The organism is Bradyrhizobium sp. AC87j1 (assembly GCF_002936975.1).
Taxonomy (GTDB): domain Bacteria; phylum Pseudomonadota; class Alphaproteobacteria; order Rhizobiales; family Xanthobacteraceae; genus Bradyrhizobium; species Bradyrhizobium shewense.
The window spans coordinates 1-22,960 of the sequence record NZ_PTFE01000112.1 but is presented as its reverse complement, the minus strand read 5'-3'; the positions used below and the strand labels follow the sequence as shown (position 1 = coordinate 22,960).

Below are 22,960 nucleotides of genomic sequence, written 5' to 3'. Positions count from 1 at the left end.
GCCTTCCGTGGCAAACGCAAGATCGCCGGCGGTCGAAAGCGCGTTCGCGACGCTCTCTACATGGCTGCTCTCAACGCGGTTCGACGGGCCGATCCGTTCAAGGCCTTCTATGAAAGATTGCGACAGGCCGGCAAACCGGCCAAGCTCGCCCTCATTGCCGTTGCCAGGAAGCTGCTAACGGTCCTTAACGCTATGATGCGCGACAGGAAACCGTACCTGAAGGCCGGCCCCCAATAACAGTTGCCGGGTCGGCGCTTCGCTTGCTCGGGACGACGGCGGTATATGCGGCACTATCCCCCCACATTGACTCCCCCTCCCAAGTTGGGGAAAAGCGCGGCCGTGACGATCGCTCCCGACATCTCTGTGAAGCCAGACGGCGCCGAACGCCGTCTCATCCTTTTTGCCGTAGCGATCATCGCCGCGATGACGCTGCTGCGCATCGTCTACGCCTGCGCGATCGAACTGCGCACCGACGAGGCCTATTACTGGACCTGGTCGAAGGAGGGCGCGCTCAGCTTCCTCGATCACCCCCCGGGCATCGCCTGGCTGATCCGTTTCGGAACCGCGATCTTCGGCGACACCACGCTCGGGGTCCGCTTCGGCGGCATCGTCGCGATGCTGGTGACGCAGCTGCTGCTCGCCGACATCGTCCGCCGCCTCACCCATGATGTGCGCGCCGTATTGTTCGCGGTGCTGATGCCGGAAGCTGCGCTCTATTACGGCCTGCTGATGGCCAAGGTCGCGCCCGATGTCGCCATGATCCCGTTTGCGGTGGCGATGATGTGGTCGCTGGTGCGGCTCGTGCAGAGCGGCGACGGACGCTGGTGGCTTGCGGCCGGTCTGTTCGCCGGCCTCTCGATGCTGTCGAAGTTCACCGCCATCATGTTCGCGCCGGCGGTTGCCGCCTTTCTGCTGGTGCCGGACTGGCGCCGGCGCTGGCTGCGCAGCCCTTACCCTTATCTCGCCGTGCTGGTCGCAATCGCCGTGTTCTCGCCGGTGCTGGTCTGGAACGCGCAGCACGACTGGGCCTCGTTTCGTTTCCAGGGCGTACGCGCCACCGCCAATTACGGCATCTCGCTGCGGACCATCGGCGACTTTATCGGCCTGCAGTTCGGCCTGGTCGGCTTCGTCATGCTGCCGGTGGTGCTGACCGGGCTGGTGCTGATGGCATGGCGGGGCTATCGCACGCGCGAGCCCGTTGGAATTCTCTTGTCGACGGCGGTGCTGGTGCCGTTCGCCTATTTCCTCTTTAAGTCGACGACGCTCAGGGTCGGCGACACCTGGCCGATGTTCATGTGGCCAGTCGGATTCGCCGCCGCGGCCGTGAACCTCGCGACGATGGCGAAGGAGGGCTGGTCGGCACGCATGCTCAACTCCTCGCTGTTCTGGGCGAGGACAGCGATCGTCTCCGGCATCGCCTTCGTCGTGATCGTGTTCCTCTATTATGTCGCCGCGCCCTGGAATCTGCTCGGCAAGATCGACCCGATCGGCGCGGAAGCCGGCTACGAGCAGGTCGCCGCGCGCGCGCAGGCCGCGCTCGACGAAACAGGTGCGACCTGGATCGCGACCACGGATTACCGCACCTATGCCATGATGCGGTGGCTGTTCCGGGGCCGCGTGCCCGTCGTAGAGATCAACGAGCGCGGCCGCTTCCAGGATTTCCGCGATCCCGGCCTGGACCGGATCAAGGGGCATGCGGGCATCTATGTCGGGCGCGAGCCCGACGATCGCGCATCGCTGTGGGAGAACATCCCCGCCAAGCGCGAGCCGCTCGGCCGGGTCGAACGCCGCTGGCGCGGTGTTCTCGCGGACACCTATGTGATCGAAAGGCTAACCGGCTGGACCCCCGAGCTGTCGCCGCCGAAGGATTCGCCGCTGTTCCAGTGGAAGGTGCTGGCTCGCGCTTACCCTCCCCTGGAGGGGTCCGGGACGAGCGTAGCTCGCCCGTGGTCGATCGCGCGTAGCGCGAGCGGGGTGGGGTGATCTCTCCACACGGGCACTATGAGAGGTGGAGAGACTGTCACCCCACCCCGTCTAGCATCGCTGGCGCGCTGCAAGCCTTACCCTCCCCCTCCAGGGGAGGGTAAGGAAGAGCCCACTACTCCTCCTCGTCCTTCTTCCGCAGCAGATCCGTCGCCAAATCCGACAGCTTCGGCGGCGGCAGGGCCGCGAACGGCAGCGGGCGCGTGACGTCGATCGCGGCGAGGCCAAGCCGTGCCGTCAGCAATCCGTTCAGCACGCCTTCGCCGAGCCGCTGTGACAGCTTTGCCGCGATGCCGTGGCCGAGCATCTGCTGCACCAGGCTGTCGCTCGCGGCCATGCCGCCGGTGATGGCGAGATGGGCGATGACGTGGCGGAGCAGTCGGATCATGCCGAGCGCGCCGGGGCGGCCGCCATAGAGATAAGCGAGCTGGCGGATCAGGCGCAGCGCGGCGACGAACACGAACAGCACGTCGATCGCCGCGCGCGGGCTCACCGCGGTCACGATCGAAACCTTTTGCGCGGCTGACGACACCAGACGCCGCGCCTCCGCATCCAGCGGCGACATCAACTCGCGTTCGGCGAGCCGGATCATGTCGGCGCCGTCGATGATCTCGCCGGTGTGGCTCTCCAGCGTCGCGCGGGCGCGTGCGAGTTGCGGGTTCTGGTGCGCGATCTTGAGCAGATCCTGCACGATGACCCGGCTTTCCTTGCGGTCGTCGCTGGCGAGCACAGCGGCGGCGCGCGCATGCAGCTGCTCGATCGTCGCCAGCCGCGCCAGACCGAATGCCTCGCGGCCGATCACCACCGCGAGCGCAAGGGCGGTGACGAGCGCGAAGGCGAGACCGACATAGCCGAGGCTTTCGCTGCGCGCGAACAGGTCCTCGATCAGATGCACCACGCCGAGCCCGGTGCCGAGCAGCGTCAGCCCGGCGAGGCCTGACCAGAACAGCGTACCCCAGGGAAATCCGCGCCGCGCCGGCCGCGCGGCCTCGATCGGCACCGGCAGCATCGCCGGATCAGGCTCCGGCGTGATCTGGATGGTGGCGCGGCTGAGCCGGCTGGTCTCGTCGGCTTCGGTGACGACGACGCCGGGATCGTCGAGCCGGAACGTTGCCGGCCGCCGTGGCTTCGATCGGTCGTTCATGCGAGCTTGTCTCCGATCAGGAACTGCAAGGCACGGTCGAGGCGAATGTGAGGCAGCGTCGGCGGCTCGGCGCCCTCGCGGTCGAGTGTGGGCGGGCGGAAGCGCAGGAAACGGAAATCGCTTGTCCCGGCGGTCTCGGTTGCGAGGCCGCGGAACGCGGCATTGCCGTTGAATAGTGGCTCGGGATCCAGCGGCAGGTCGCCCGGGAAGGTCGCAACCTCCGTGTTGCCGTCGAAGAATTCACCGCCGGCGCTTTCGCCCGCGGCCGGTGTTCCCAGGATCGACGGCAATTTGTCGCGGCCGCGCGCGACTTGAGCTTCTCTTGTGGCACGCACCGCGGCAAGCGCCACCACGTCGATCGCGGCGCCGGTGTTTTCCGCGCGCGCAACGGCGCCCGAGACGGCGCGGCGCAATACGGCCTCGAGCCGGTCGTGGCTGGAATGGTGCAGATGGTCGGCCTTGGTCGCTGCAAACAGGATGCGATCGATGCGCGGACGGAACAGGCTGGAGAGGATCGTGCTGCGGCCGATGTTGAAGCAATCGAGAATGCCGGCGAGGGCTGCTTCGAGATCGTGCAGCGCCTCGGGTCCGGAGTTGAACGCGGACAGTGCGTCGGCCAGCACGATCTGGCGATCGAGCCGGGCAAAATGATCCCTGAAGAACGGCCGCACCACGACGTCCTTGTAGGCCTCGAAGCGGCGCACCATCATCGCCCACAGCGATCCGTCCGGCGCCTGGCCGCCGATGGGCACGTCGAGCGGCGCGAAGGTCAGTGCCGGGGAGCCTGCGAGATTGCCGGGCATCAGGAAGCGGCCGGGCGGCAACAGGCTCATCGCAAAGCGCTCATCGCGGCAGGCGCGCAAATAATCAGTGAAGAGTTTTGCGGCCGTCAGCGTCGCCTGCTCGTCCTCGCGCGCGTCGGGCTTGAGCGTTGCCAGATGCGCGTGCCATTCGCTGGCGAGATGCGCGCGCGGCGCCTCGCGCGACAAGGCCAGGCTCTCCGCCGACCATTGCTCAAAACTCTTCTGCAGCAGCGGCAGGTCGAGCAGCCACTCGCCGGGATAGTCCACGATGTCGAGCGTCAGCGTGCGGTCGGCGCCGTTCGGGCGCTGATAGTCGATGACGAGCCTGAGCTCGCTGATGTCGACGGTCGAGTTCGGCCAGCGTCGCTCCTCGATCAGTGCGCGCAGATGGCTCTCATAGGCAAACCGCGGCACGGCATCGTCGGGCTGCGGCGCCAGATGCGCGCGCGCGATGCGGCCCGAGGCGTAAGCGTCGAACACCGGAAACCGGCCGCCGCGGGTGAGGCCGTGGATCAGCGCGGTGATGAACACGGTCTTGCCGGCCCGCGACAGGCCGGTAACGCCTAACCGCACAGTCGGGTTGAAGAAGTGCTCGCCATAGTCGATCAGCGCCTGCGCGGACAAGCGCGCTTCTTCGACCATATCCTGGAAACTGAATGCCATATGAACGTTAATGGATCGGGGGCGGCGGGACTGTGTGACCGATCACAAAAGTGGCAATTGCGTGAAGAAAATCAAGCTCCATACTTCCACCGTCTTTGTCGGAAAATCAGCCGTTTGAACGACGCGCCGATCCCGAAAGACCCATACAAGAGGACATTGCCTCATCTTGCGGATTGCCATGACCGTCTTCCAACTGAAAGAGTTCGCATCCAGCTCCGTCCACGCCGCAGCCGACGTGATCGGCTGGAATTACGATCGCGCCGAGCTGATCGCTGACGGCGTCATCCACGCGATCGGCGTCCTCTTCGGCATCATCGCCGCGACCGTGCTGGTGGTGCTGACGGTGGTCTATGCCAGTACGATCGATATCGTCGGCGTCTTGATCTACGTCGCCGGCCTGCTCTCGATGCTGGTGCTGTCGGCGACCTATAATCTCTGGCCAGTGTCGCCGGCCAAATGGCTGCTGCGGCGGTTCGACCACTCCGCGATCTATCTGCTGATCGCGGCGACCTATACGCCGTTCATCATCGAGGTGAAGGACAGCGGATTCGCGCTGGTGCTGCTCGCCGGCGTCTGGTGCGTCGCCATCCTCGGCATTGTGCTGAAGCTCTTCTACCCCGGCCGGTTCGACCGCGTCTCGGTCGGCATCTATCTCGCGATGGGCTGGAGCGGCGTGATGCTCTACGACGCCGTGGTCAAGGCGCTGCCCGCGCTGGTGCTGGGCTTCATCCTTGCGGGCGGGCTGCTCTACAGCTTTGGCGTGATCTTCCATGCCTGGCGGCGGCTGCGTTTCCAGAATGCGATCTGGCACGGCTTTGTGTTGGCCGGCGCGGCGTGCCATTATACCGCGGTGCTCGACCTCATGTTGAGCTGAGCAAGGCCCAAGGGGTCTTCCAAGAAGCGGTATAAGACAAGAGGAGACGTCGCATGCAGGTGACCGGCAAGGTCGTGGTCGTCACGGGCGGCGCAAACGGCATCGGCAAGGCGCTGTGCGAGGCGTTTTACAATGCGGGCGCAGCCAAGGTCGTCGTCGCGGATATGGACGCCGCCAATGCGCGGGCGGTCGCGGCCATGGTGGATGGCGCGGCCTTCAAATGCGATGTCGCGCAGGAGAAAGACATCTCGCACGTCATCGAGGAGACCGAGCGGCAGTTCGGCCCCATCGCCCTGTTCTGCTCCAATGCCGGCATCGGCGGCGGCTTCGATCCGATGTCGGTCAATGCCGGCGGCGCCTCGGACGAACCGTGGCAGCGCAGCTGGGCGATCCACGTCATGGCGCATGTCTATGCCGCGCGGCATCTGATCCCGCGCATGAAGGCGCGCGGCGGCGGCTATTTCCTCAACACGATCTCGGCCGCGGGCCTGCTGTCGCAGGTCGGCAGCCCGGCCTATTCCACCACCAAGCACGCCGCAGTGGGCTTTGCCGAGAATCTCGCGATCTCGCACAAGGCCGACAACATCAAGGTCTCGATCCTCTGCCCGCAGGGTGTCGACACCAACATGCTGCGCTCGATCCCGAAGGGCCCGCAATCCGGCGACGGCGATCTCACGCCCGAGCAGGTGGCGAAAGACGTGCTCGCCGGCCTCGAGCAGGAGACATTCCTGATCCTGCCCCATCCGCAAGTGCTCGGCTATATGCGCAAGAAGACCGAGAATTATGATCGCTGGATCGGCGGCATGGCCAAGATCCAGGCCAGGATGCGGGACGAGTTCGGGAAGTGACGTTTAGGTCATCCCGGGGCGGTCCGTAGGACCGAACCCGAGATCTCGAGATTCCGGGCTCGATGCTGCGCATCGCTCCGGAATGATGGAGTAGATGTAGCCCGGATATCGCTGCGCTACGTTGCATCACTCAGCTGCTTCCGCCTCATCCCCCACCCGGCTCTGCCGCAGCGCCCGCGCATAGAGCATCATTCCCTCGCGCACGGTGCGCTGTTCCGCTTCCGTCAGCGCCGCCAGCGCGCCGCGCACCTGCTGCCGGCCGAACGCATGCAGCGCCTCCAGCGTGCGCCGCCCCTTCGCCGTCAACGACAATAACTTGCTGCGTGCATCATTCTCATCCGGCGTCTCTCTGAGCTCGCCGCAATTGATCAGCTTGCGCACCAGGCGGCTGACGCTGGACTTCTCTAGCCGCAGGAAATCGCCGAGCTCGGCTGAGGTCGTCGGGCCGCGGATGCCGATCTCTAGGATCGTGTGCACGGCCGATGGCGGATAGTCCGAGGCCGCCACCGTCGCATCCATGAAGCCGAGCTCGCGTACCATCAACCGCGAGGCGGCGCGAATGTCGTCGATTAGCGCACGCTCGGCCATCTTGACTCCAGGCATATAGTTGTATTATACAACTATATGCACGCAACGGCGCGCGCAAGGGTGTTGGAGTGAGCCATGAGCGGAGCTTTGCCGACGGCGATGCGGATGAATGGCAAGGTCTGCCTCGTCACGGGCGGCGGCAGCGGCATCGGCCGCGCCACAGCGTTGCGGATGGCGACCGAAGGCGCCGAGGCGATCATCGTGGCGGGCCGGCGCGAGGCCGAGATCGAGGCCACCGCCGCCGCTTGCCGCGAACTCGGCGCGGAGGCGATCGCACTCAAGACCGACATCACGCGCGAGGACGACGTCGCGCGCCTCGTCCGCACCGCCATCGAACGTTGCGGCCGGCTCGACGTCGCCTTCAACAATGCCGGCTTCCAGGAGCGCCGCGCGCCGCTGGAAGAGCAGGGCACCGATATCTACAACAGCGTGTTCGACACCAATGTCCGCGCGCTGTTCCTGTGCCTGCGCCATCAGCTGCCGGCGATGCTGGCGCAGGGGCGCGGCAGCATCGTCGTCAACGCTTCCGTCAGCGGCGTGCGCAATCCCAATCCCGGCTTCTCGCTATATTCGGCCTCGAAGGCCGCCGCAATCTCGCTGACGCGTTCGGCGGCGCTGGAGAACGCCCCGCGCGGCATCCGCATCAACGCGATCGCGCCGGGCCGCGTCGTCACCGACATGATGCTGCGCGCCGGTGTCGGCGATGTCGCAACGGTGAGTGCTGGCCTGCCGCTGCGGCGGATGGGGAGCCCGGAGGAGGTGGCGGAGGCCGTGGTGTGGCTGTCGTCGGATGCGTCGTCCTACGTCGTCGGGCACGTGCTCGCGGCGGACGGGGGATTTCTGGCGTCGTAGTGATGAGGTGACACCACAAATTCAGTGTCGTCCCCGCGAACGCGGGGACCCATAACCCCAGGGAGAAGTTTGGCGAAGACTGGTCGTATTTTTGCCCGCGGTACTGACACCGCGCCTTACCGATAGATCACGCGGTATGGGTCCCTGCGTTCGCAGGGACGACAAGATCAATGCTTCTGCCCGTACAGCACCGGCACCGCCGAATCCACGACGACCTCGACCAGGCTCGTCCCCTCAAACGCCATCCCGCGATTCAGCGCTTCGTCCAGCTCCGCCGCCTTGCTCACCCGCACCGCATGGCAGCCCATGCCCTCTGCAAGCTTGACGAAATCGATGCCCGGCAGCTCGAGCCCCGGCACATTGCGCACCTGCATGACCTGGCTGAATGAGCGCATCGCGCCGTAGCCGGAATTGTTGATGACGACGATGGTGAGCGGCAGCTTGCGCTGCGCGGCGGTCCACAGCGCCTGGATCGAGTACATCGCCGAGCCGTCGCCGATCAGGCAGACCGTGCGGCTGCTCGGCTTGCCGAGCGCCATGCCGACGGCGGCGGGCAGGCTATAGCCGAGGCCGCCGCTCGCCATGGTGTAGAAAGAATCCTGGCCGCGCATCGGTATGAATTTCTGCATCGCCGGCCGGTGCGAAGGAATCTCCTCGACGACTGACGCACCATCCGGCATCGCCTGCGACAGCGAGTGCAGCAGGAACTCGACCGGCAGCGGATCGGAGGCTTGCGGCGCCGGCGGCAGTGTGCGGCCGTTCGGCGTGGCGCGCTTGCTCTCCGGCAGCAGGTCGAGCAGCAGGCTGAGTGCCGGCTTCATCGTCGCGACAATGCTGGTGCCGACGGGCGTCACCGCCGCGGCATCCGGATCGTCGGTGATCTGAAAAATCGTCGCGCTACCATCGAAGATCGCGGCATGGCCCTCGACATGGAAGGTGAACACGGGCGCACCGATCACGACGACGAGATCATGCGCGCGCAGCGCATCGGACAGTTGCGCCGGCGAGGCATGCAGGAAGCCGGCGAATTGCGGATGCCGCTCGGGGAACGAGCAGCGCGCCGAGAACGGGCTGACCCAGACGCTGGCCTTCGCCTTCTCGGCGACGCGCACCATCAGGTCGACCGCACCGGCGCGGTCGATTCCGGGGCCGACGACGAGGGCAGGGTGCTTTGCGGAACCGAGCGCAGCGACCAGCGCCTTCATCGGCTCAAGCTCGGGGCCGATTTCCCGGCTGACCTTGCGCGCCTCGATCGGCGCGCAGGCATGCGCCCAGTCGTCGATCGGGATCGACACGAAGGTCGGCCCGCATGGCGGCTGCATCGCGGTGTAATAAGCCCGCGCGATCGCAGCCGGCACGTCCTCGGGCCGCGCCGGCTCCACGCTGTATTTGACGTAGGGCCGCGGAAATTCCGAGGCGCGCTCGGCATAGAGGAACGCCTGCAAGGGCAGGATCGAGCGCGCCTGCTGGCCCGCGGTGATCACCAGCGGCGTCTGGTTGCGATGCGCGGTGTAGATGTTGCCGAGCGCGTTGCCGACGCCGGCGGCCGAATGCAGATTGACGAAGCCGGCATTGCGGGTCGCTTGCGCGTAGCCGTCGGCCATACCGACGGCGGAGGCTTCCTGCAGCGCCAGCACGTAGTCGATGTCATCGGGCCAGTCGCTGAGGAACGGCAGCTCGGTTGAACCAGGATTGCCGAACACCCTGTCGATGCCGAACGAGCGCAGCAGGTCGAGCGTCGCCTGCTTGACGGTGACGGACTTGCTGCCGGTCTTGCCGTTCTTGGCCATGGTTTCCGTCCCCGAATGCTTGTTATTGAGCCGTCATTCCGGGGCGCGAAGCGAACCCGGAATCTCGAGATTCTCAGGTGCGCAATTGCGCACCATAGTCCGGTCCTTTGGACCGTCCCGGAATGACGATGTACCCGTCACCAAACCGCCGTCCCCTTCATCGTCGGCTGCCCCTCCGCATTCGCGGTCCAGAGCTCCATGCCTGCCTCGGTCTCATTCGCGTTGACCGAGAACTCGGTGCCCTCGAACAGCGGCTGCAGGCCGCGATACGAAAACTTCTTCGGCGCTTTGCCGCCCTGCAGCTTCGCCGCCATCTCGATGATCAACGCTGCCTGCAGCGGGCCGTGGAAGATCAGGCCGGGGTAGCCCTCGACCTTGGTGACGTAGTCGCGGTCGTAATGGATGCGGTGGCCGTTGAAGGTCAGCGCGGAATAGCGGAACAGCAGCACGGGATCGGAGATATGGGTCTCGCGGTGCTTCGCCTTCGGCGGCGGGGGCGGGGCCTTGCCGCCAGCCGGCGCGCTGCTCGTCATCTCGCGATAGACGATGTCCTGCCGCTCGCGGATGGCGGTGCCGCGCGGCGAGGAGATGCTGTGCTCGACCGAGACGAAGCACAGCGTGCCGGTCGAGCCCGATTTCACCTGCACGTCGGCAATGCGCGAGGTCCGCGTCGATTCATCGCCGACGCGCAGCGGCTGCAGGAATTCGATCTCGCCGCCGGCCCACATCCGGCGTGGCAGCGGCACCGGCGGCAGGAAGCCGCCCCGGGTGGGATGGCCGTCGGGCCCTAACATCGACATCGGAAACACCGGCTGCGCCAGGCACCAATGCACCGTGAACGGCGCGGCATCACCCGTTTTGGGCTCGCCGACCTCCTGGAACAGCGTCGCGCGCAGGCCCATCACGAGCTGCGCGGTGACGATGTCGGTGGCCTCCGTGCTGCGGCCGATCCATTGCCGCAAGTGATCGATGTCGAGCTTCTCGGTCATGACGCCTCGCTCTTCTTACGTCTTGGACTTTGGCTTTTCGCCGATGGCGGGCACAGCGCCGTAAGCGCGCGTCTCGCCGACGATGATCGGCGCCGGCGCGGGATAGCTGACACGTCCCTGCGGCGTGTCGACTTCGATGCGGCGCAGATGTGGGTGGTTGGTGAGGTCGGCCATGGTGTTGACCTCGGCAAACGCGATATCGGCGTCCGACAGCCGCTTGAGCAGCTCGTCGCGCGTCATCTTGCCGAAAATGTCCGCCACCGTCGTATCGGTGAAATCACGGTTGCGCACGCGCTCGACCATGTTGGCGACGCGGGGATCGGCGGGCAAATCGGGTTGATCCAGCACCTTCGCGCACAACGTCTTCCACTCGCGCTCGCTCTGGATCGAGATCAGGATGTCCTTGCCGTCCTTCGAGGTGAACACGCCATAGGGCGCGATCGAGGGATGACGCAGCCCCATGCGCTTGGGTGGATTCCCGGCCTCGGAGTTGAGCAGCGGCACGGTGCACCAGTCCGCCATCACGTCGAACATGGAGATGCGGATGTCACAGCCCTTGCCGGTGCGCCCGCGCCCGATCAGCGCTTCCAGGATCGCCGCATGCGCGGTGGCGCCGGTCGCGACGTCGACGATCGACATGCCAACGCGCGAGGCGCCATCGGGATTGCCGGTGATCGAGGCGAGGCCGCTTTCGGCCTGGATCAGGAGATCATAGGCTTTGCGATGCGCGTAGGGACCTTCGTCGCCATAGCCGGTGATGGTGCAGGAGATCAGCCTTGGATAGTCCTTCAGTAGCCGCTCGCGCGAAAAACCGAGCTTGTCCATCGAGCCCGGCTTGAGGTTCTGGATCAATACGTCCGCGCTTGCGATCAGCTTCTCCAACTCGGCGCAGCCCTCTTTCGTCGCGAGATCGACCACGGCCGATTGCTTGCCCCGGTTGAGCCAGACGAAATAGCTGCTCTGGCCCTTGGCCGCCGCGTCATAGCCGCGGGCGAAGTCACCCTCGGGCCGTTCGATCTTGATCACCTCCGCGCCGGCATCCGCCAGGCGCGAGGAGCAGAACGGCGCCGCCACCGCCTGCTCGACCGCAATCACCCTGATCCCGTCCAATGCTCCCATGATGGTGGCCTCAGTACGAGCGGGGCATGCCGAGCACATGCTCGGCGACGAAGGAGAGCACGAGGTTGGTCGAGATCGGCGCCACCTGATAGAGCCGCGTCTCACGGAATTTGCGCTCGACGTCGTATTCCTCGGCAAAGCCGAAGCCGCCATGGGTCTGGATGCAGGCGTTCGCCGCCTCCCAGGACGCATCGGCTGCCAGCATTTTTGCCATGTTGGCCTCCGCACCGCAGTCGAGCCCGGCCTCGTATTTGCGCGTGGCTTCCTTCACCATCAATTCGGCCGCGCGCATTGAAGCGTAGGCCTTGGCGATCGGGAACTGGATGCCTTGATTTTGGCCGATCGGCCGGCCGAACACGCTGCGCTCCTTGGCGTAGTTCGTCGCCTTGGCGATGAACCATTTGGCGTCGCCGACGCATTCGGCGGCGATCAGGATGCGCTCGGCGTTCATGCCGGAGAGGATGTAGCGAAAGCCCTTGCCTTCCTCGCCGATCAGATTCTCCGCCGGCACCTTCATGTCGGTGAAGAACACTTCGGTGGTGGCATGGTTCATCATGGTGCGGATCGGACGGATCTCGAGGCCATTGTTCTTGGCCTCGCGCATGTCGACGATGAACACTGAAAGACCGTCGGTGCGCTTCTTGGCCTGCTCCTTCGGCGTGGTCCGTGCCAGCAGAACCATCAGGTCGGAATGCTCGGCGCGGCTGGTCCAGATCTTCTGGCCGTTGACGATATAGCTGTCGTTGCCGTCCTTGCGCGCGAAGGTCTTGAGCGAGGAGGTGTCGGTGCCGCTGGTCGGCTCGGTGACGCCGAAGGCCTGCAGACGCAATTCGCCGCTGGCGATCTTCGGCAGATATTTTGCCTTTTGCTCGGCGTTGCCGTGCCGCAGCACCGTGCCCATCGTGTACATCTGGGCGTGGCAGCCGCCGCCGTTACAGCCCGCGCGCTGGATCTCTTCGAGGATCGCGGCCGCCGCCGACAGCTTCAACCCCGCGCCGCCATATTCCTCGGGGATCAGCACCGAGAGATAGCCGGCCGCTGTCAGCGCGTCGACGAACGCCTTGGGATAGGCCATCTCGCGATCGAGTTTGCGCCAATATTCGCCGGGGAACTGGGCGCAGAGTTTTGCGACGGCTTCGCGGATGTCGGCGTAATCTTCGGCGTGGTGTTCTTCACTCATGGCGTTTCCAGTTCTTAGCGGCAGTTAAGATAACGCCGGCCGATCCTCAGGCGTTGTGAAAACAACGCCAGCCCCCTATGCTCATTTGTTATAGCGTATGGAGTAGCCTTCCAGGATTGGCAAGCATGGATTTCCGGCAGCTCAGGACCTTCAGTTGCGTGGCGGAGCTCGGCAGCCTGTCCAAGGCCTCCGACACGCTGCGCGTGGCGCAGCCGGCGCTTTCCAGGCAGATCAAGCTCCTGGAACACGAGCTGCGCACCGATTTGTTCACCCGCAACGGCCGCGGCATGGTGCTGACGGAGGCTGGGCGCCTGCTGCTGGCGCGCACCTCCGGCATCGTGCGGCAGATCGACCAGATCCGCGACGACATCCAGTCGTCCAAGGGGCCGCCGTCGGGCCAGGTCGTGCTCGGCCTCGTTCCCACCGTGAGCTGCGTGCTGTCGGCACGCTTTGCGCGGCGCTGCGTCGAGAAATTTCCCGGCATCTCGCTGCGCATCGTCGAGAGCTATAGCGGCCATCTCGTCGAATGGCTGCACCGCGGCGAGATGGATCTCGCCATCCTCTATGGCCGCTCCGCTGATCTGCATCTCAACGTGGAGAGCCTGGGGCGCGACAACATCGTCGCGGTCGGCCCGCGCGGCTGCGGCCTCGCCCGCAAGAAGAGCGTCGACATCGGCTGGCTGCTGCGGCAACGTTTGGTGCTGCCCAGTCATTCCCACGGCCTCCGCGCGCTGATCGAGCACGCGGCCGCGCAGCGCAAGATCAAGCTCGACGTCCAGCTCGAGGCGGATTCGTTTCGCGTGCTGACGAGCCTGGTCGAGGAGGGCCTCGGCTTCGCGCTGCTGCCGCCGTCGTCGGTCCACGGCGAGGTCGCGGACGGGCGGCTGGAAACCGCGCCGGTATCCAAGCCGATGACGCGCGAGCTCATTTTCGCTTCTCCGATCGACCGCCCGGTCTCGACGGCCTCGCTCGCCGTCACGGCGCTGCTGCGCGAGGAAGTCGCCGCCTGCCGCAAGGAAGGCATCTGGGACATCAAATTGAGTTAGATGCGCTGACGTCGTAGAACAGTCAGGCGCCGCCTTGCCTTCGCATCTGGCGCGAGCTGTCATGCCGAAATTTTATAGCTGGGGTATTTGCCCCTCATCCTGAGGAGCGCGCCCTTGCGCGCGTCTCGAAGGATGCAGGCCCGGCTGGTGGCCTCGCCCTTCGAGACGCCTGCTTCGCAGGCTCCTCAGGGTGAGGGGAGAGAGTCGAGTGTGCCGCGGAAACGCAATCAGCCCGGAATCCTGACCGGCAGCGTCTCGTATCCCTTGATGAAGCTCGAATAGATCCGCTTGGGCTCGCCGACCACCTCGATGCGGTCGAAGCGCTTGAGCATCTCTTCCCAGACGATGCGCAACTGCAGCTCGGCGAGGCGCATGCCGACGCAGCGGTGGATGCCGAAGCCGAAGGAGAGGTGGGTGCGCGGGCGCGGACGGTCGATGATGAAGTCGTTCGGCTTGTCGAACATCTCCTCGTCGCGGTTGCCGGAGACGTACCACATCACCACGCGGTCGCCCTTCTTGATGTGCTTGCCGCCGATCTCGGTATCGGCAAGCGCGGTGCGGCGCATATGCGCCAGCGGCGTCTGCCAGCGGATCACCTCGGGCACCATGGAGTCGATCAGCTCCGGATTGGCGCGCAGCTTGTCGTATTGCTCCGGGTTCTCGTTCAGCGCCAGCACCGAGCCGGTCATGGTGTTGCGCGTGGTGTCGTTGCCGCCGACGATCAGCAGGATGATGTTGCCCATGAGGTTGTCGGGGTCCATGTGGCGTGTGGCATCGTTGTGCGCCATCAGCGACAGCAGATCGTTGCGCGGTGCCGAGTTGACGCGCTCGTTCCACAGCTTCGACATATAGGCGTAGCACTCGTCCATCTCGCGGCGGCGCTCTTCGGCGGAGGCGACGATGCCGCTCTTGGGCAGCGCGGTCGAAACGTCCGACCAGCGTGTCAGCTTGCGCCGCTCCTCCCAGGGGAAGTCGAACAGGGTCGCCAGCATCTGTGTTGTCAGCTCGATCGAGACGCGCTCGACGAAGTTGAAGGTCTCGTTGCGCGGCAGATTGTCGAGCACGGTCTGCGAGCGTTGCCGGATCAGCCTTGCCAGCTCGTCCAGATGTGTCGGTGTGAACATCGGCGACACCGTCTTGCGCTGCGACGAATGCCTCGGCTGGTCCATCGCGATGAAGCTCGGATAGTCGTAGCCTTCCGGCACGTCACGGATCGAGATGCCGCCGAGCGTCGAGTCCGAGGAGAAGATGCCGTGATTGGTGTCGACATGCATGATGTCGTTGTACTTCACCACCGACCAGTACGGCTCGATCGGCGCGTTGGTGCAGTAATGCACCGGCTCTTCCTTGCGCAGCCGCTCGAACCACGGCCACAGCGTGTCGTCCTGGAACAGCCTGGGCGCGCCAGGGTGGAATTGCGCCAACGGCGTCGCATAGGCCTCCTCGCGGGCCCTGCGCATGCGTTCGGCCTTGTCCACTTTAACCGGCGCTTGGATGTTCATCGTCGTGGCTCCAGTTGGTTCTTCATCTCGCCCCGCCTTCTCCGCCGAAGCCTTGGCGGAGGCGGAAAGCGGGGAGAGGGAGTTAACTCATGCCGCAATCTTCACCGGCAGTTCTTCCAGACCCTTCACGAAACTCGAATAGACCCGCTTGGGTTCGCCGACCACGTCGATATGATCGAACCGCTTCAGGATCTCCTCCCAGATAATCTTGAGCTGGAGTTCGGCAAGCCTGAGGCCGACGCAGCGGTGGATGCCGAAGCCGAAGGACAGATGCGTGCGCGGACGGGCGCGGTCAATGATGAAGTCGTAGGGCTTCTCGATCGCCTCTTCGTCGCGGTTGCCCGAGACGTACCACATCACGACCTTGTCACCTTTCTTGATCTCTTTGCCCCGGAACTCGAAGTCGGCGAGCGCGGTGCGCCGCATATGCGCCAGCGGCGTCTGCCAGCGGATCACCTCGGGGACGAAACTGTCGAGCAGTGCGGGGTTCTCGCGCAGCTTGCGATACTGTTCCGGATGCTGACTCAGCGCGTGGAGCGAGCCCGACATGGTGTTGCGCGTGGTGTCGTTGCCGCCGACGATCAAAAGCACGAGATTGCCGAGGAAGTTCTTGGCGTCCATGTCGCGCGTCGCGGCGCCATGCGCCATCATCGACAACAGGTCGCTCTTCGGCGGCTGCGCGATGCGCTCCTTCCACAGCCTCGCAAAATAGCCGGCGCATTCGGTCAGCTCGGCCTGACGCTCGTCCTCGGTGGCGACAAGGCCGTCGGGGCCGGGAATCGTGGTGGCAATATCCGACCAGCGCGTCAGCTTGCGGCGGTCCTCCCAGGGAAAGTCGAACAGCACCGCCAGCATCTGCGTGGTGAGCTCGATCGAGACGCGGTCGACCCAGTCGAACACCTCGCCGCGGGGCAGATTGTCCAGGCACTCGGCCGAGCGCTTGCGGATGTTCAGGGCGAGGTTGTCCAGATGCGTCGGCGTGAACATCGGCGCGACGGTCTTGCGCTGCGCCGCATGGCGCGGCGGATCCATCGAGATGAAACTCTCGCGGCGCAGGTCCGGATCGATGTCGCGGATGGTGATGCCGCCGAGCGAAGACGCCGAGGAGAACACTGCGTGGTTCGTCTCGATCTCCATGATGTCGTTGTAGCGCGTCACCGACCAGTACGGCCCGAACATCGAGTCCTTGCAGTAGTGCACGGGATCTTCCCGGCGCAGCCGATCGAAATACGGCCAGAACGTATCGGTCCTGAACAGTTCCGGATCGCCCGGATCGTACTGCTCCAGCGGCAGTGAATTGGCGCGCTCGCGCAATGCGTCGAGCTTTGCCGCGCTCTCGATGGTCCCATGCATGACCGCTCTCCCTGGCATGAACCGCGCGTTCTCGTTGAATTCTGCGCTGCGGTATTTGATTTGCAATTACAGCCGGTTGTCTGCGCCGGAGCAAGGGAGAGTTTTGTCACATCCAACCTTTGGGCGTGGCCGGGCTACGGGACTTCTGCCAGCGTGACCCTCCGCACACCGTTTGTCGTGAAATCGTGACAGAAACCGACTGGAATCGAGGTAAATCGAACCCGCCATCTTGGGGGCCGACCAACCTCTGATCTATAGTTTGACCCGATCAAGACCGCATCCCGAGGTTGCCGCCGTGAACGACATGCAATGGACCCCGATCGGCTCCGAGCCCTTACCGCCGCCGCTGCCGCCCGCGCGGGTCGATTTCAGCGGTGACCGCTCCGAGTTCCGGAAAATGGTCACCAAGGGTGCCATGCTGGAGCTCGTCACCTTCGGCTTCTACCGGTTCTGGCTCGTCACCGACATCCGCCGTCATCTGTGGGCGAACACCGCGATCGACGGCGATGCCGCCGAATATACCGGCCGCGCCAAGGAGCTGCTGGTCGGCTTCCTGTTCGCGCTCGCGATCCTGGTGCCGATCTACCTCGCCTACTTCCTGATCGGCATCGAGTTCGAGCGCTGGCAGGGTTTTGCCTCGACGCCGCTGTTCATCGGCTTCTACGCCTTCGGCCAGTTCGCGATTTTTCGCGCGCGACGTTACCGGCTGACGCGCACCGTTTGGCGCGGCGTCCGCTTCTGGATGGACGGCTCGGGCTGGGCCTATTCGTTCCGCGCCATGGCGTGGGGCTTGCTGGTGTTCCTGACGCTCGGCCTGGCGCTGCCCTGGCGCGCGGCCGCGCTCGAACGCTACAAGATGCAGCACACCCATTACGGCGATCTCCGCGGCGATTTCGAGGGCAACGGCTGGACCTTCTTCAAGCGTGGCTGGTGGCTGTGGCTGCTCAGCCCGATCGCGCTGGTGATCTTCCCGCTCGCGCCGTTCTTCTATGCGGAATTCAAAGCGCGCGAATGGCGCTGGTGGCTCGACGGCATCCGCATCGGCGGCGTCAGCCTGTCCTCGGACCTGCCGCACAATGCCTTCTACGGCCTGTACTGGAAGATGATCGGCTGGTGGACGCTGCTCTCGATGGTGTTCTCCGCCTATCTCGGCGGCTCCGCCTTGCTGGTTGTCCAGCTGAGCGGCGTTCCCGCCGATCAGGTGTTCGGCTCCGACAATGCCGCCAGGAGCATCCCGATGGTGGTAATGATGGTAGCAGGCTATCTCGCGCTGGCGCTTGCGATCAACATCGTCATGCGGGTCTATCTTCAGCGTGATCTCTGGGCCAAGGTGCTGGAGACCGTCGAGGTGCACAATATCGGAGCCGCGGCGGATGTGCGCGGCAGCGGTCAGCTTGCCAGCGCGCTCGGCGAAGGTTTTGCCGACGGGCTCGATGTCGCGGGATTCTGAGCTGTGAGTGACGTGTTTGCCGAGGCCCCGGCGCAGGCCGCCAAGCCGACCATCTTCTTCGACGGCACGTCGAGCCGCCGGCGGCAGGTGACGCTGGCGTTCGCCGATGCGCTCGAGATTCTTGAGGAGGGCGGAACGCCGGTTCGCTGGTCCTATGCCGACATTCGCCGCGCCGACAGTCCGCCCGGGATTTTGCGTCTGGCCTGCACCACGGCGCCGCCGCTGGCGCGGCTCGAGATCCGCGACGCTGTACTCGCGGCAGACGTGACCGTCCGCTGCACCCATCTCGACGAGCACCGGACCTCGCGCCGCGGTGTCGCAAAAATCATCGGCTGGTCGGTCGCCGCCACCGTCTCCATCGTCTGCGTCGTGCTATTCGGCGTGCCGCTCGCCGCCGACCGTCTCGCGCCGCTGGTGCCGAAACCGATCGAGCGGCGCATCGGCGACGCCTCCGAAGTCCAGGTGAAGACCATCTTTGGCCGCAGCGTGTGCGAAGACCCCGCGGGCAAGGCCGCGTTCACCAAGCTGGTCAACCGCCTGCGCGATGCCGCCGGCCTCGACGACGATTCCATGACGGCGGGCGTGCTGCCGACCGCGGTGCCGAACGCGTTCGCGCTGCCCGGCGGCAAGGTCTACGTGCTGAGGGGCCTGCTCGACAAGGCGCAGAACCCCGACGAGCTCGCCGGCATCCTGGCCCACGAGCTCGGTCACCTCAAGCATTACGACAACATGCGCAGCCTGATCTACAACGGTGGCACCTCGTTCCTGATCGGCCTGTTGTTCGGCGACGTGACCGGCTCATCCGCCGTGATCTTTGCCTCGCGCACCGTCGTCGAAGCCTCCTATTCGCGCGAGGCCGAGAACGCTGCCGATACGTTCGCGATCGAGATCATGCACAAGCTCGGCCGCTCGCCGAAGCCTGCGGCTGAATTGATGTTCCGCATCACCGGCAAGGAGGGCGGCTCTGGCCTGACAAATATCCTCGCGAGCCATCCGCTGACCGAGGATCGTCTCGCCCGCATGACGAAAGAGGATCGTCCCACCAGCGGCCCGCCGTTGCTGACGGACAAGGAATGGCAGTCACTGAAGGGGATTTGCGGCAGCGGGAAGGTGTGAACTTCTCCTACCGCGTCCCGTAAGCGCGGTCGCCGGCGTCGCCGAGGCCCGGCAAAATAAAGCCGTTCTCGTCGAGGCCTTCATCCACCGCAGCAGTCCAGATCGGAACGTCCGGATGCAATCCGCGCAGCCGCTCGAGCCCTTCGGGCGCTGCGATCAGGCAGGCGAGGCGAATGTCCTTGGCGCCGCGCTCCTTCAGCCGGTCGATCGCGGCCACCGCCGTGTTGGCGGTCGCGACGACAGGCGTCACCACGATGGCGAGGCGCTCGCCGAGGTCGGATGGTGATTTGAAGAAATACTCGACCGCGGCAAAGCTGTGCGGCTCGCGGTAGAGCCCGATATGGGCGACGCGCGCGGTCGGCACCAGGTCCATCATGCCGTCGACGAAGGTGGTGCCGGCGCGCAGCATCGGCACGAACACCAGCTTCTTGCCGGCGATCTTGGCCGAATGCATCGTCGCCAGCGGCGTCTCGATCACGGTATCCGCGAGCGGCAAATCGCGCGTCACCTCGTAGCAAAGAAGCATGCCGATCTCCTTGATCAGCTCGCGGAACGACTTTGTTGAAATCGATTTGTCCCGCACCAGCGTCAGCTTGTGCTGCACCAGCGGATGATCGACGATCGTGACGCCTTCCATGTAACGCTCCTAACGAAATGCGCGTTGGTTGAAATGCAACGAGCCGGCGCTTCTTCCCTTTTCCCCTTGTGGAGAAGGTGGCGCGAAGCGCCGGATGAGGGGTTGTCTCCGCGAACTTCACTGAGAGATGGGTTCGCGGAGAGAACCCCTCACCCGGCTTCGCTTTCGCGAAGCCACCCTCTCCCACAAGGGGAGAGGGTTTAAAAAACCGTGCCGTCGCTGATGACCTTGAGCGGCGGTGAACCATCGGGCCGGCGCGCAAAGGCAATGGCGCGGCCCGCGGCCCAGGTGCCGCCTTCCAATATGCTGGCGAGCGGCAGTGTTTCGGGCGTGCGGCCGAGTTTTGTGCGAACCAGTTCGGCCAGCCGGTCCAGCAGCGCGACCGTCAGCGCACGCCATTCCACCACGAGCAGCGAGTCCACCGCATGCGCGCGCTCGGCATCCGCGGCGTCGCGCAGGCGCAGCACCTCATGATCGACGAACAGGCCGCCATTGCGGTATTCGGCAAGCCCGGTGAGGCCGTCGATGTCAGTCACATCGAGGCCGGCGCGCTGCAGCGGCTCGATCAGTGAATAGCTCAGCCATTGCGACAGCTTGTGCAGCGGCACGAGGCCCGCCGTGCCGTCGTCCGCCTTGATCGCCGGATGCCGCCAGCAATCGCCGAGCGGAATTTTTGCGAGCTCGAGCCGCGAGGGCCAGATCGGCCCGAGCTGGTTCAGCACCGCCGACAGGATCGCGGGCGCGGGAACGGCGCCGCCATTCGCCTGCGCCGCGATGTGGTCGAACAGGCCGCCCGGGCGCGGCGTATCATTCAAGCCGAAAACGTCGGCGCGCTCGGCGACGTGCCGGCCAAGGCGCCGCAACAGATCGGTGCGCCCCTCCAGCCCGACCAGGGGATTGGCATCGCTCACCTGAAAGGCGGAGGTGAGGGATGCCAGGGGCAGTTTTGCCAGCACCTCGGCATCGGCTCTGAATGGCGCGCGCGCATCGCCCGAGAAAAGGCCGCTCGCAAACATGTCGAGGCTGGCGATCGCCAGCCCCTCGGACCGGCCGATGCTTTCGCCGCTCATGGCATCGCGATAGCGCCAGGCCGCGCCCGCGCCGGCATCGAGCAGCACGCTGACGATGGCGAGGTCGAACTCCGCGCGCGCCCGCGCGGCGCGGTCCGGCCACGAAGCAGCGTCAGCAAGCTTCGCCCAGCGGTCGACGCCGCCAAGCACAAAATGCCGCCAGCGCGCATGGAAGGGAATCTCCAGCGCCGGATAGGCTTTTCGCGTCACCGCGAGCACGGCCTCCGCGACGCCATCCATCCGGTCGAGATCGATCGTGAAGTGGCTCAAGCCGCCGGCAAGGCCGATCTCCAGCATCTGCCCGGCCCGCGCGCGCACCGCATCTGCGGTGAGCAGGGAGCGTGCTTGCAATTCCAAAGCCTCCGCCATCGCGCGATCAGTATTTTTCCAGCGAACGTCCGACCACGCCGTCCACGTCCTTCTCGGGCGCGATGTCGGTCGAGTAATAACCGGCCGCCTTCTTCGCGGCGATCTCGACATAGGCGTCGGCGGGAATCAGCTCCGGAGGGATCGGCACGCGCTCGACGATGTCGATGCCTTGGGAGGTCAGCGCGTCGTGCTTCATGTCGCTCATCGACAGGAAGCGGTCGATGCGCTTCAAGCCCAGCCAGTGGATCGTATCCGGCATCAATTGCTGGAAGCGCGCGTCCTGGACGCCGGCGACGCATTCGGTGCGCTCGAAATAGGCGGCGGCCGCATCGCCGTCCTCCTGGCGCTTGCGCGCATTGTAGACCAGGAATTTGGTGACCTCGCCGAGTGCGCGGCCTTCCTTGCGGTTGTAGACGACGAGCCCGAGCCCACCCTCCTGCGCGCCGCGTGCGGATTCCTCGATGCCGTGGATCAGATAGGGCCGGCAGGTGCAGATGTCGGAGCCGAACACGTCGGAGCCGTTGCACTCGTCATGCACGCGGCAGGTGATCTTTGTGCGATGGTCCGGCAGTTTCGTCACATCGCCGAACATGTAGACCGTGGTGCCGCCGATCGGCGGCAGGAACACCTTCATGTCCGGCCGCGTGACGAGCTCGGGGAACATGCCGGCGGTCTGCTCGAACAGCGTGCGCCGCAGCTCGGTCTCAGCGGTGCCGAAGCGCGCCGCAAGCCCCGGCAGGTACCAGACCGGATCGATCGCGATCTTCACGACGGAGACGCTGCCATTGGCATGCACGACCTCGCCGTCGGCGCGCAGCCGCTTTGCGGCCAGCGCCTCGCGGATCTCCGGCAGGTCGAGCCGCGCCCGCGTCACGGCGATGCTCGGGCGGATGTCGGAGCCTTCTGCGATCTCCTTGCCGAAATTCTCGGCGACCAGATGCCCCCAGGGATCGAGCGCGACGATCTTGGTGGGATCGCTCCATTGCGGGAACGGCCCGATGGTCGCGGCCGGAAAGGTGTTGGTGAGGTCGGGCCTGCGAATCGGATCGAGCGCGCCGGCGGAGACTGCGAGCGCGCGGTACATCGCATAGGACCCGCCATGGCTGCCGATCACGTTGCGATCCCCGGCGCGCGAGACTGTGCCGATGATCGGTCCGCGGGCGCGCGCGTCAGTGGCGCCCCAGTGGATCGGGAAGGCGGACTTCCGGCCCGGCTCCGGATGCGAAGTCAGGCGGATGTGGTCGGTACGGTTCGCGCGGCTCATGACCAAACTCCCAAAAAGCCAACGGCCCGCCGCTCGGACGGGCCTGGCTCGGTCGCGTTGCCGACGCGGAACATCGGCGACGCAAGCTCAATCCAACATATTGTAGCGGCAAGACGCGACAGACAAGTTAATCGTGGCGTCTGGTCCCGAGGTTCGTTCCCGCGCTCGCCCGGAGGGACGAAGGACGCCGCGCGACACCGTATATATATGTAATTGCTTGAATTTTTGAAGGGGCAGGGGCGCGCCGGCGTTCCAACGGGCGACTGGATAAAACCCGCATATTCAGACATATCGACTGGATCGGCTGCCCGCCCCGGAGA

The 22,960-nt window shown here is 65.3% G+C and carries 20 protein-coding genes; 8 read left to right on the top strand and 12 right to left on the bottom strand.

The window, feature by feature from the left end; translation table 11 throughout:
• The coding region (locus CV770_RS35120) for a transposase (RefSeq protein ID WP_146101263.1) at positions 1-237 on the top strand (237 nt) is incomplete at its 5' end.
• Between the two features lie 186 nt (positions 238-423).
• On the top strand, positions 424-1,983 hold the full coding sequence (locus tag CV770_RS35115) for a glycosyltransferase family 39 protein (RefSeq protein WP_245453945.1): 1,560 nt from the start codon (positions 424-426) through the stop codon (positions 1,981-1,983).
• A gap of 115 nt (positions 1,984-2,098) precedes the next feature.
• On the opposite strand, the gene CV770_RS35110 is transcribed toward CV770_RS35115, so the two are convergent.
• Both CV770_RS35110 and CV770_RS35105 read right to left on the bottom strand, forming a co-directional pair.
• Entirely contained in the window at positions 2,099-3,127 is a 1,029-nt protein-coding gene (locus CV770_RS35110; RefSeq protein ID WP_104465615.1) for a YcjF family protein, read from the bottom strand.
• Positions 3,124-4,593, bottom strand: a complete 1,470-nt coding sequence (locus tag CV770_RS35105; RefSeq protein WP_104465614.1) for a YcjX family GTP-binding protein — start codon at positions 4,591-4,593, stop codon at positions 3,124-3,126. Before CV770_RS35105 ends, CV770_RS35110 begins: the two co-directional genes overlap by 4 nt.
• Positions 4,594-4,771: 178 nt before the next feature.
• On the opposite strand from CV770_RS35105, the gene trhA reads away from it, so the two are divergent.
• Both trhA and CV770_RS35095 read left to right on the top strand, forming a co-directional pair.
• Positions 4,772-5,467: a PAQR family membrane homeostasis protein TrhA gene (gene trhA, locus CV770_RS35100; protein WP_104465613.1), complete on the top strand. Its 696-nt coding sequence runs from the start codon at positions 4,772-4,774 to the stop codon at positions 5,465-5,467.
• A 53-nt stretch (positions 5,468-5,520) separates the two neighbouring features.
• A complete protein-coding gene (locus CV770_RS35095; RefSeq protein WP_104465612.1) occupies positions 5,521-6,315 on the top strand; it encodes an SDR family oxidoreductase in 795 nt (264 codons plus the stop codon).
• A 126-nt stretch (positions 6,316-6,441) separates the two neighbouring features.
• Here CV770_RS35095 and CV770_RS35090 read toward each other — a convergent pair whose 3' ends face one another.
• The gene (locus CV770_RS35090; protein ID WP_201760177.1) at positions 6,442-6,903 is read right to left on the bottom strand and encodes a MarR family winged helix-turn-helix transcriptional regulator; all 462 of its coding nucleotides are present in this window, start codon (positions 6,901-6,903) and stop codon (positions 6,442-6,444) included.
• A gap of 75 nt (positions 6,904-6,978) precedes the next feature.
• Here CV770_RS35090 and CV770_RS35085 point away from each other — a divergent pair, with 75 nt between their 5' ends.
• The gene (locus CV770_RS35085; RefSeq protein WP_104465610.1) at positions 6,979-7,755 is read left to right on the top strand and encodes an SDR family NAD(P)-dependent oxidoreductase; all 777 of its coding nucleotides are present in this window, start codon (positions 6,979-6,981) and stop codon (positions 7,753-7,755) included.
• A gap of 167 nt (positions 7,756-7,922) precedes the next feature.
• Here the strand turns inward: CV770_RS35085 and mdlC are convergent, their stop codons facing one another.
• From mdlC to CV770_RS35060, 4 genes are all read right to left on the bottom strand, one after another.
• Entirely contained in the window at positions 7,923-9,545 is a 1,623-nt protein-coding gene (mdlC, locus tag CV770_RS35080; RefSeq protein ID WP_104465609.1) for a benzoylformate decarboxylase, read from the bottom strand.
• A 137-nt stretch (positions 9,546-9,682) separates the two neighbouring features.
• A complete protein-coding gene (locus tag CV770_RS35070; protein WP_104465607.1) occupies positions 9,683-10,534 on the bottom strand; it encodes an HTD2 family dehydratase in 852 nt (283 codons plus the stop codon).
• Between the two features lie 15 nt (positions 10,535-10,549).
• Entirely contained in the window at positions 10,550-11,653 is a 1,104-nt protein-coding gene (locus tag CV770_RS35065) for a CaiB/BaiF CoA transferase family protein (RefSeq protein WP_183262005.1), read from the bottom strand.
• A gap of 10 nt (positions 11,654-11,663) precedes the next feature.
• Positions 11,664-12,833: an acyl-CoA dehydrogenase family protein gene (locus CV770_RS35060; protein ID WP_104465605.1), complete on the bottom strand. Its 1,170-nt coding sequence runs from the start codon at positions 12,831-12,833 to the stop codon at positions 11,664-11,666.
• Positions 12,834-12,958: 125 nt separating this feature from the next.
• On the opposite strand from CV770_RS35060, the gene CV770_RS35055 reads away from it, so the two are divergent.
• A complete protein-coding gene (locus CV770_RS35055; protein WP_104465604.1) occupies positions 12,959-13,879 on the top strand; it encodes a LysR substrate-binding domain-containing protein in 921 nt (306 codons plus the stop codon).
• A gap of 227 nt (positions 13,880-14,106) precedes the next feature.
• Here CV770_RS35055 and CV770_RS35050 read toward each other — a convergent pair whose 3' ends face one another.
• A complete protein-coding gene (locus CV770_RS35050; RefSeq protein ID WP_104465603.1) occupies positions 14,107-15,381 on the bottom strand; it encodes a cytochrome P450 in 1,275 nt (424 codons plus the stop codon).
• A gap of 87 nt (positions 15,382-15,468) precedes the next feature.
• The gene (locus tag CV770_RS35045) at positions 15,469-16,734 is read right to left on the bottom strand and encodes a cytochrome P450 (protein ID WP_091957943.1); all 1,266 of its coding nucleotides are present in this window, start codon (positions 16,732-16,734) and stop codon (positions 15,469-15,471) included.
• Positions 16,735-17,029: 295 nt separating this feature from the next.
• On the opposite strand from CV770_RS35045, the gene CV770_RS35040 reads away from it, so the two are divergent.
• Both CV770_RS35040 and CV770_RS35035 read left to right on the top strand, forming a co-directional pair.
• Positions 17,030-18,184: a YjgN family protein gene (locus CV770_RS35040; RefSeq protein ID WP_104465602.1), complete on the top strand. Its 1,155-nt coding sequence runs from the start codon at positions 17,030-17,032 to the stop codon at positions 18,182-18,184.
• Positions 18,185-18,187: 3 nt separating this feature from the next.
• Positions 18,188-19,300, top strand: a complete 1,113-nt coding sequence (locus CV770_RS35035; protein ID WP_104465601.1) for a M48 family metallopeptidase — start codon at positions 18,188-18,190, stop codon at positions 19,298-19,300.
• A 7-nt stretch (positions 19,301-19,307) separates the two neighbouring features.
• Here the strand turns inward: CV770_RS35035 and upp are convergent, their stop codons facing one another.
• From upp to CV770_RS35020, 3 genes are all read right to left on the bottom strand, one after another.
• Positions 19,308-19,937: a uracil phosphoribosyltransferase gene (upp, locus tag CV770_RS35030; protein ID WP_011089974.1), complete on the bottom strand. Its 630-nt coding sequence runs from the start codon at positions 19,935-19,937 to the stop codon at positions 19,308-19,310.
• A 200-nt stretch (positions 19,938-20,137) separates the two neighbouring features.
• Complete coding sequence (locus tag CV770_RS35025; protein WP_091957934.1) at positions 20,138-21,376, bottom strand: URC4/urg3 family protein; 1,239 nt, start codon at positions 21,374-21,376, stop codon at positions 20,138-20,140.
• Between the two features lie 7 nt (positions 21,377-21,383).
• On the bottom strand, positions 21,384-22,640 hold the full coding sequence (locus tag CV770_RS35020; RefSeq protein WP_104465600.1) for a GTP cyclohydrolase II: 1,257 nt from the start codon (positions 22,638-22,640) through the stop codon (positions 21,384-21,386).
• Between the last annotated feature and the right edge of the window lie 320 nt (positions 22,641-22,960).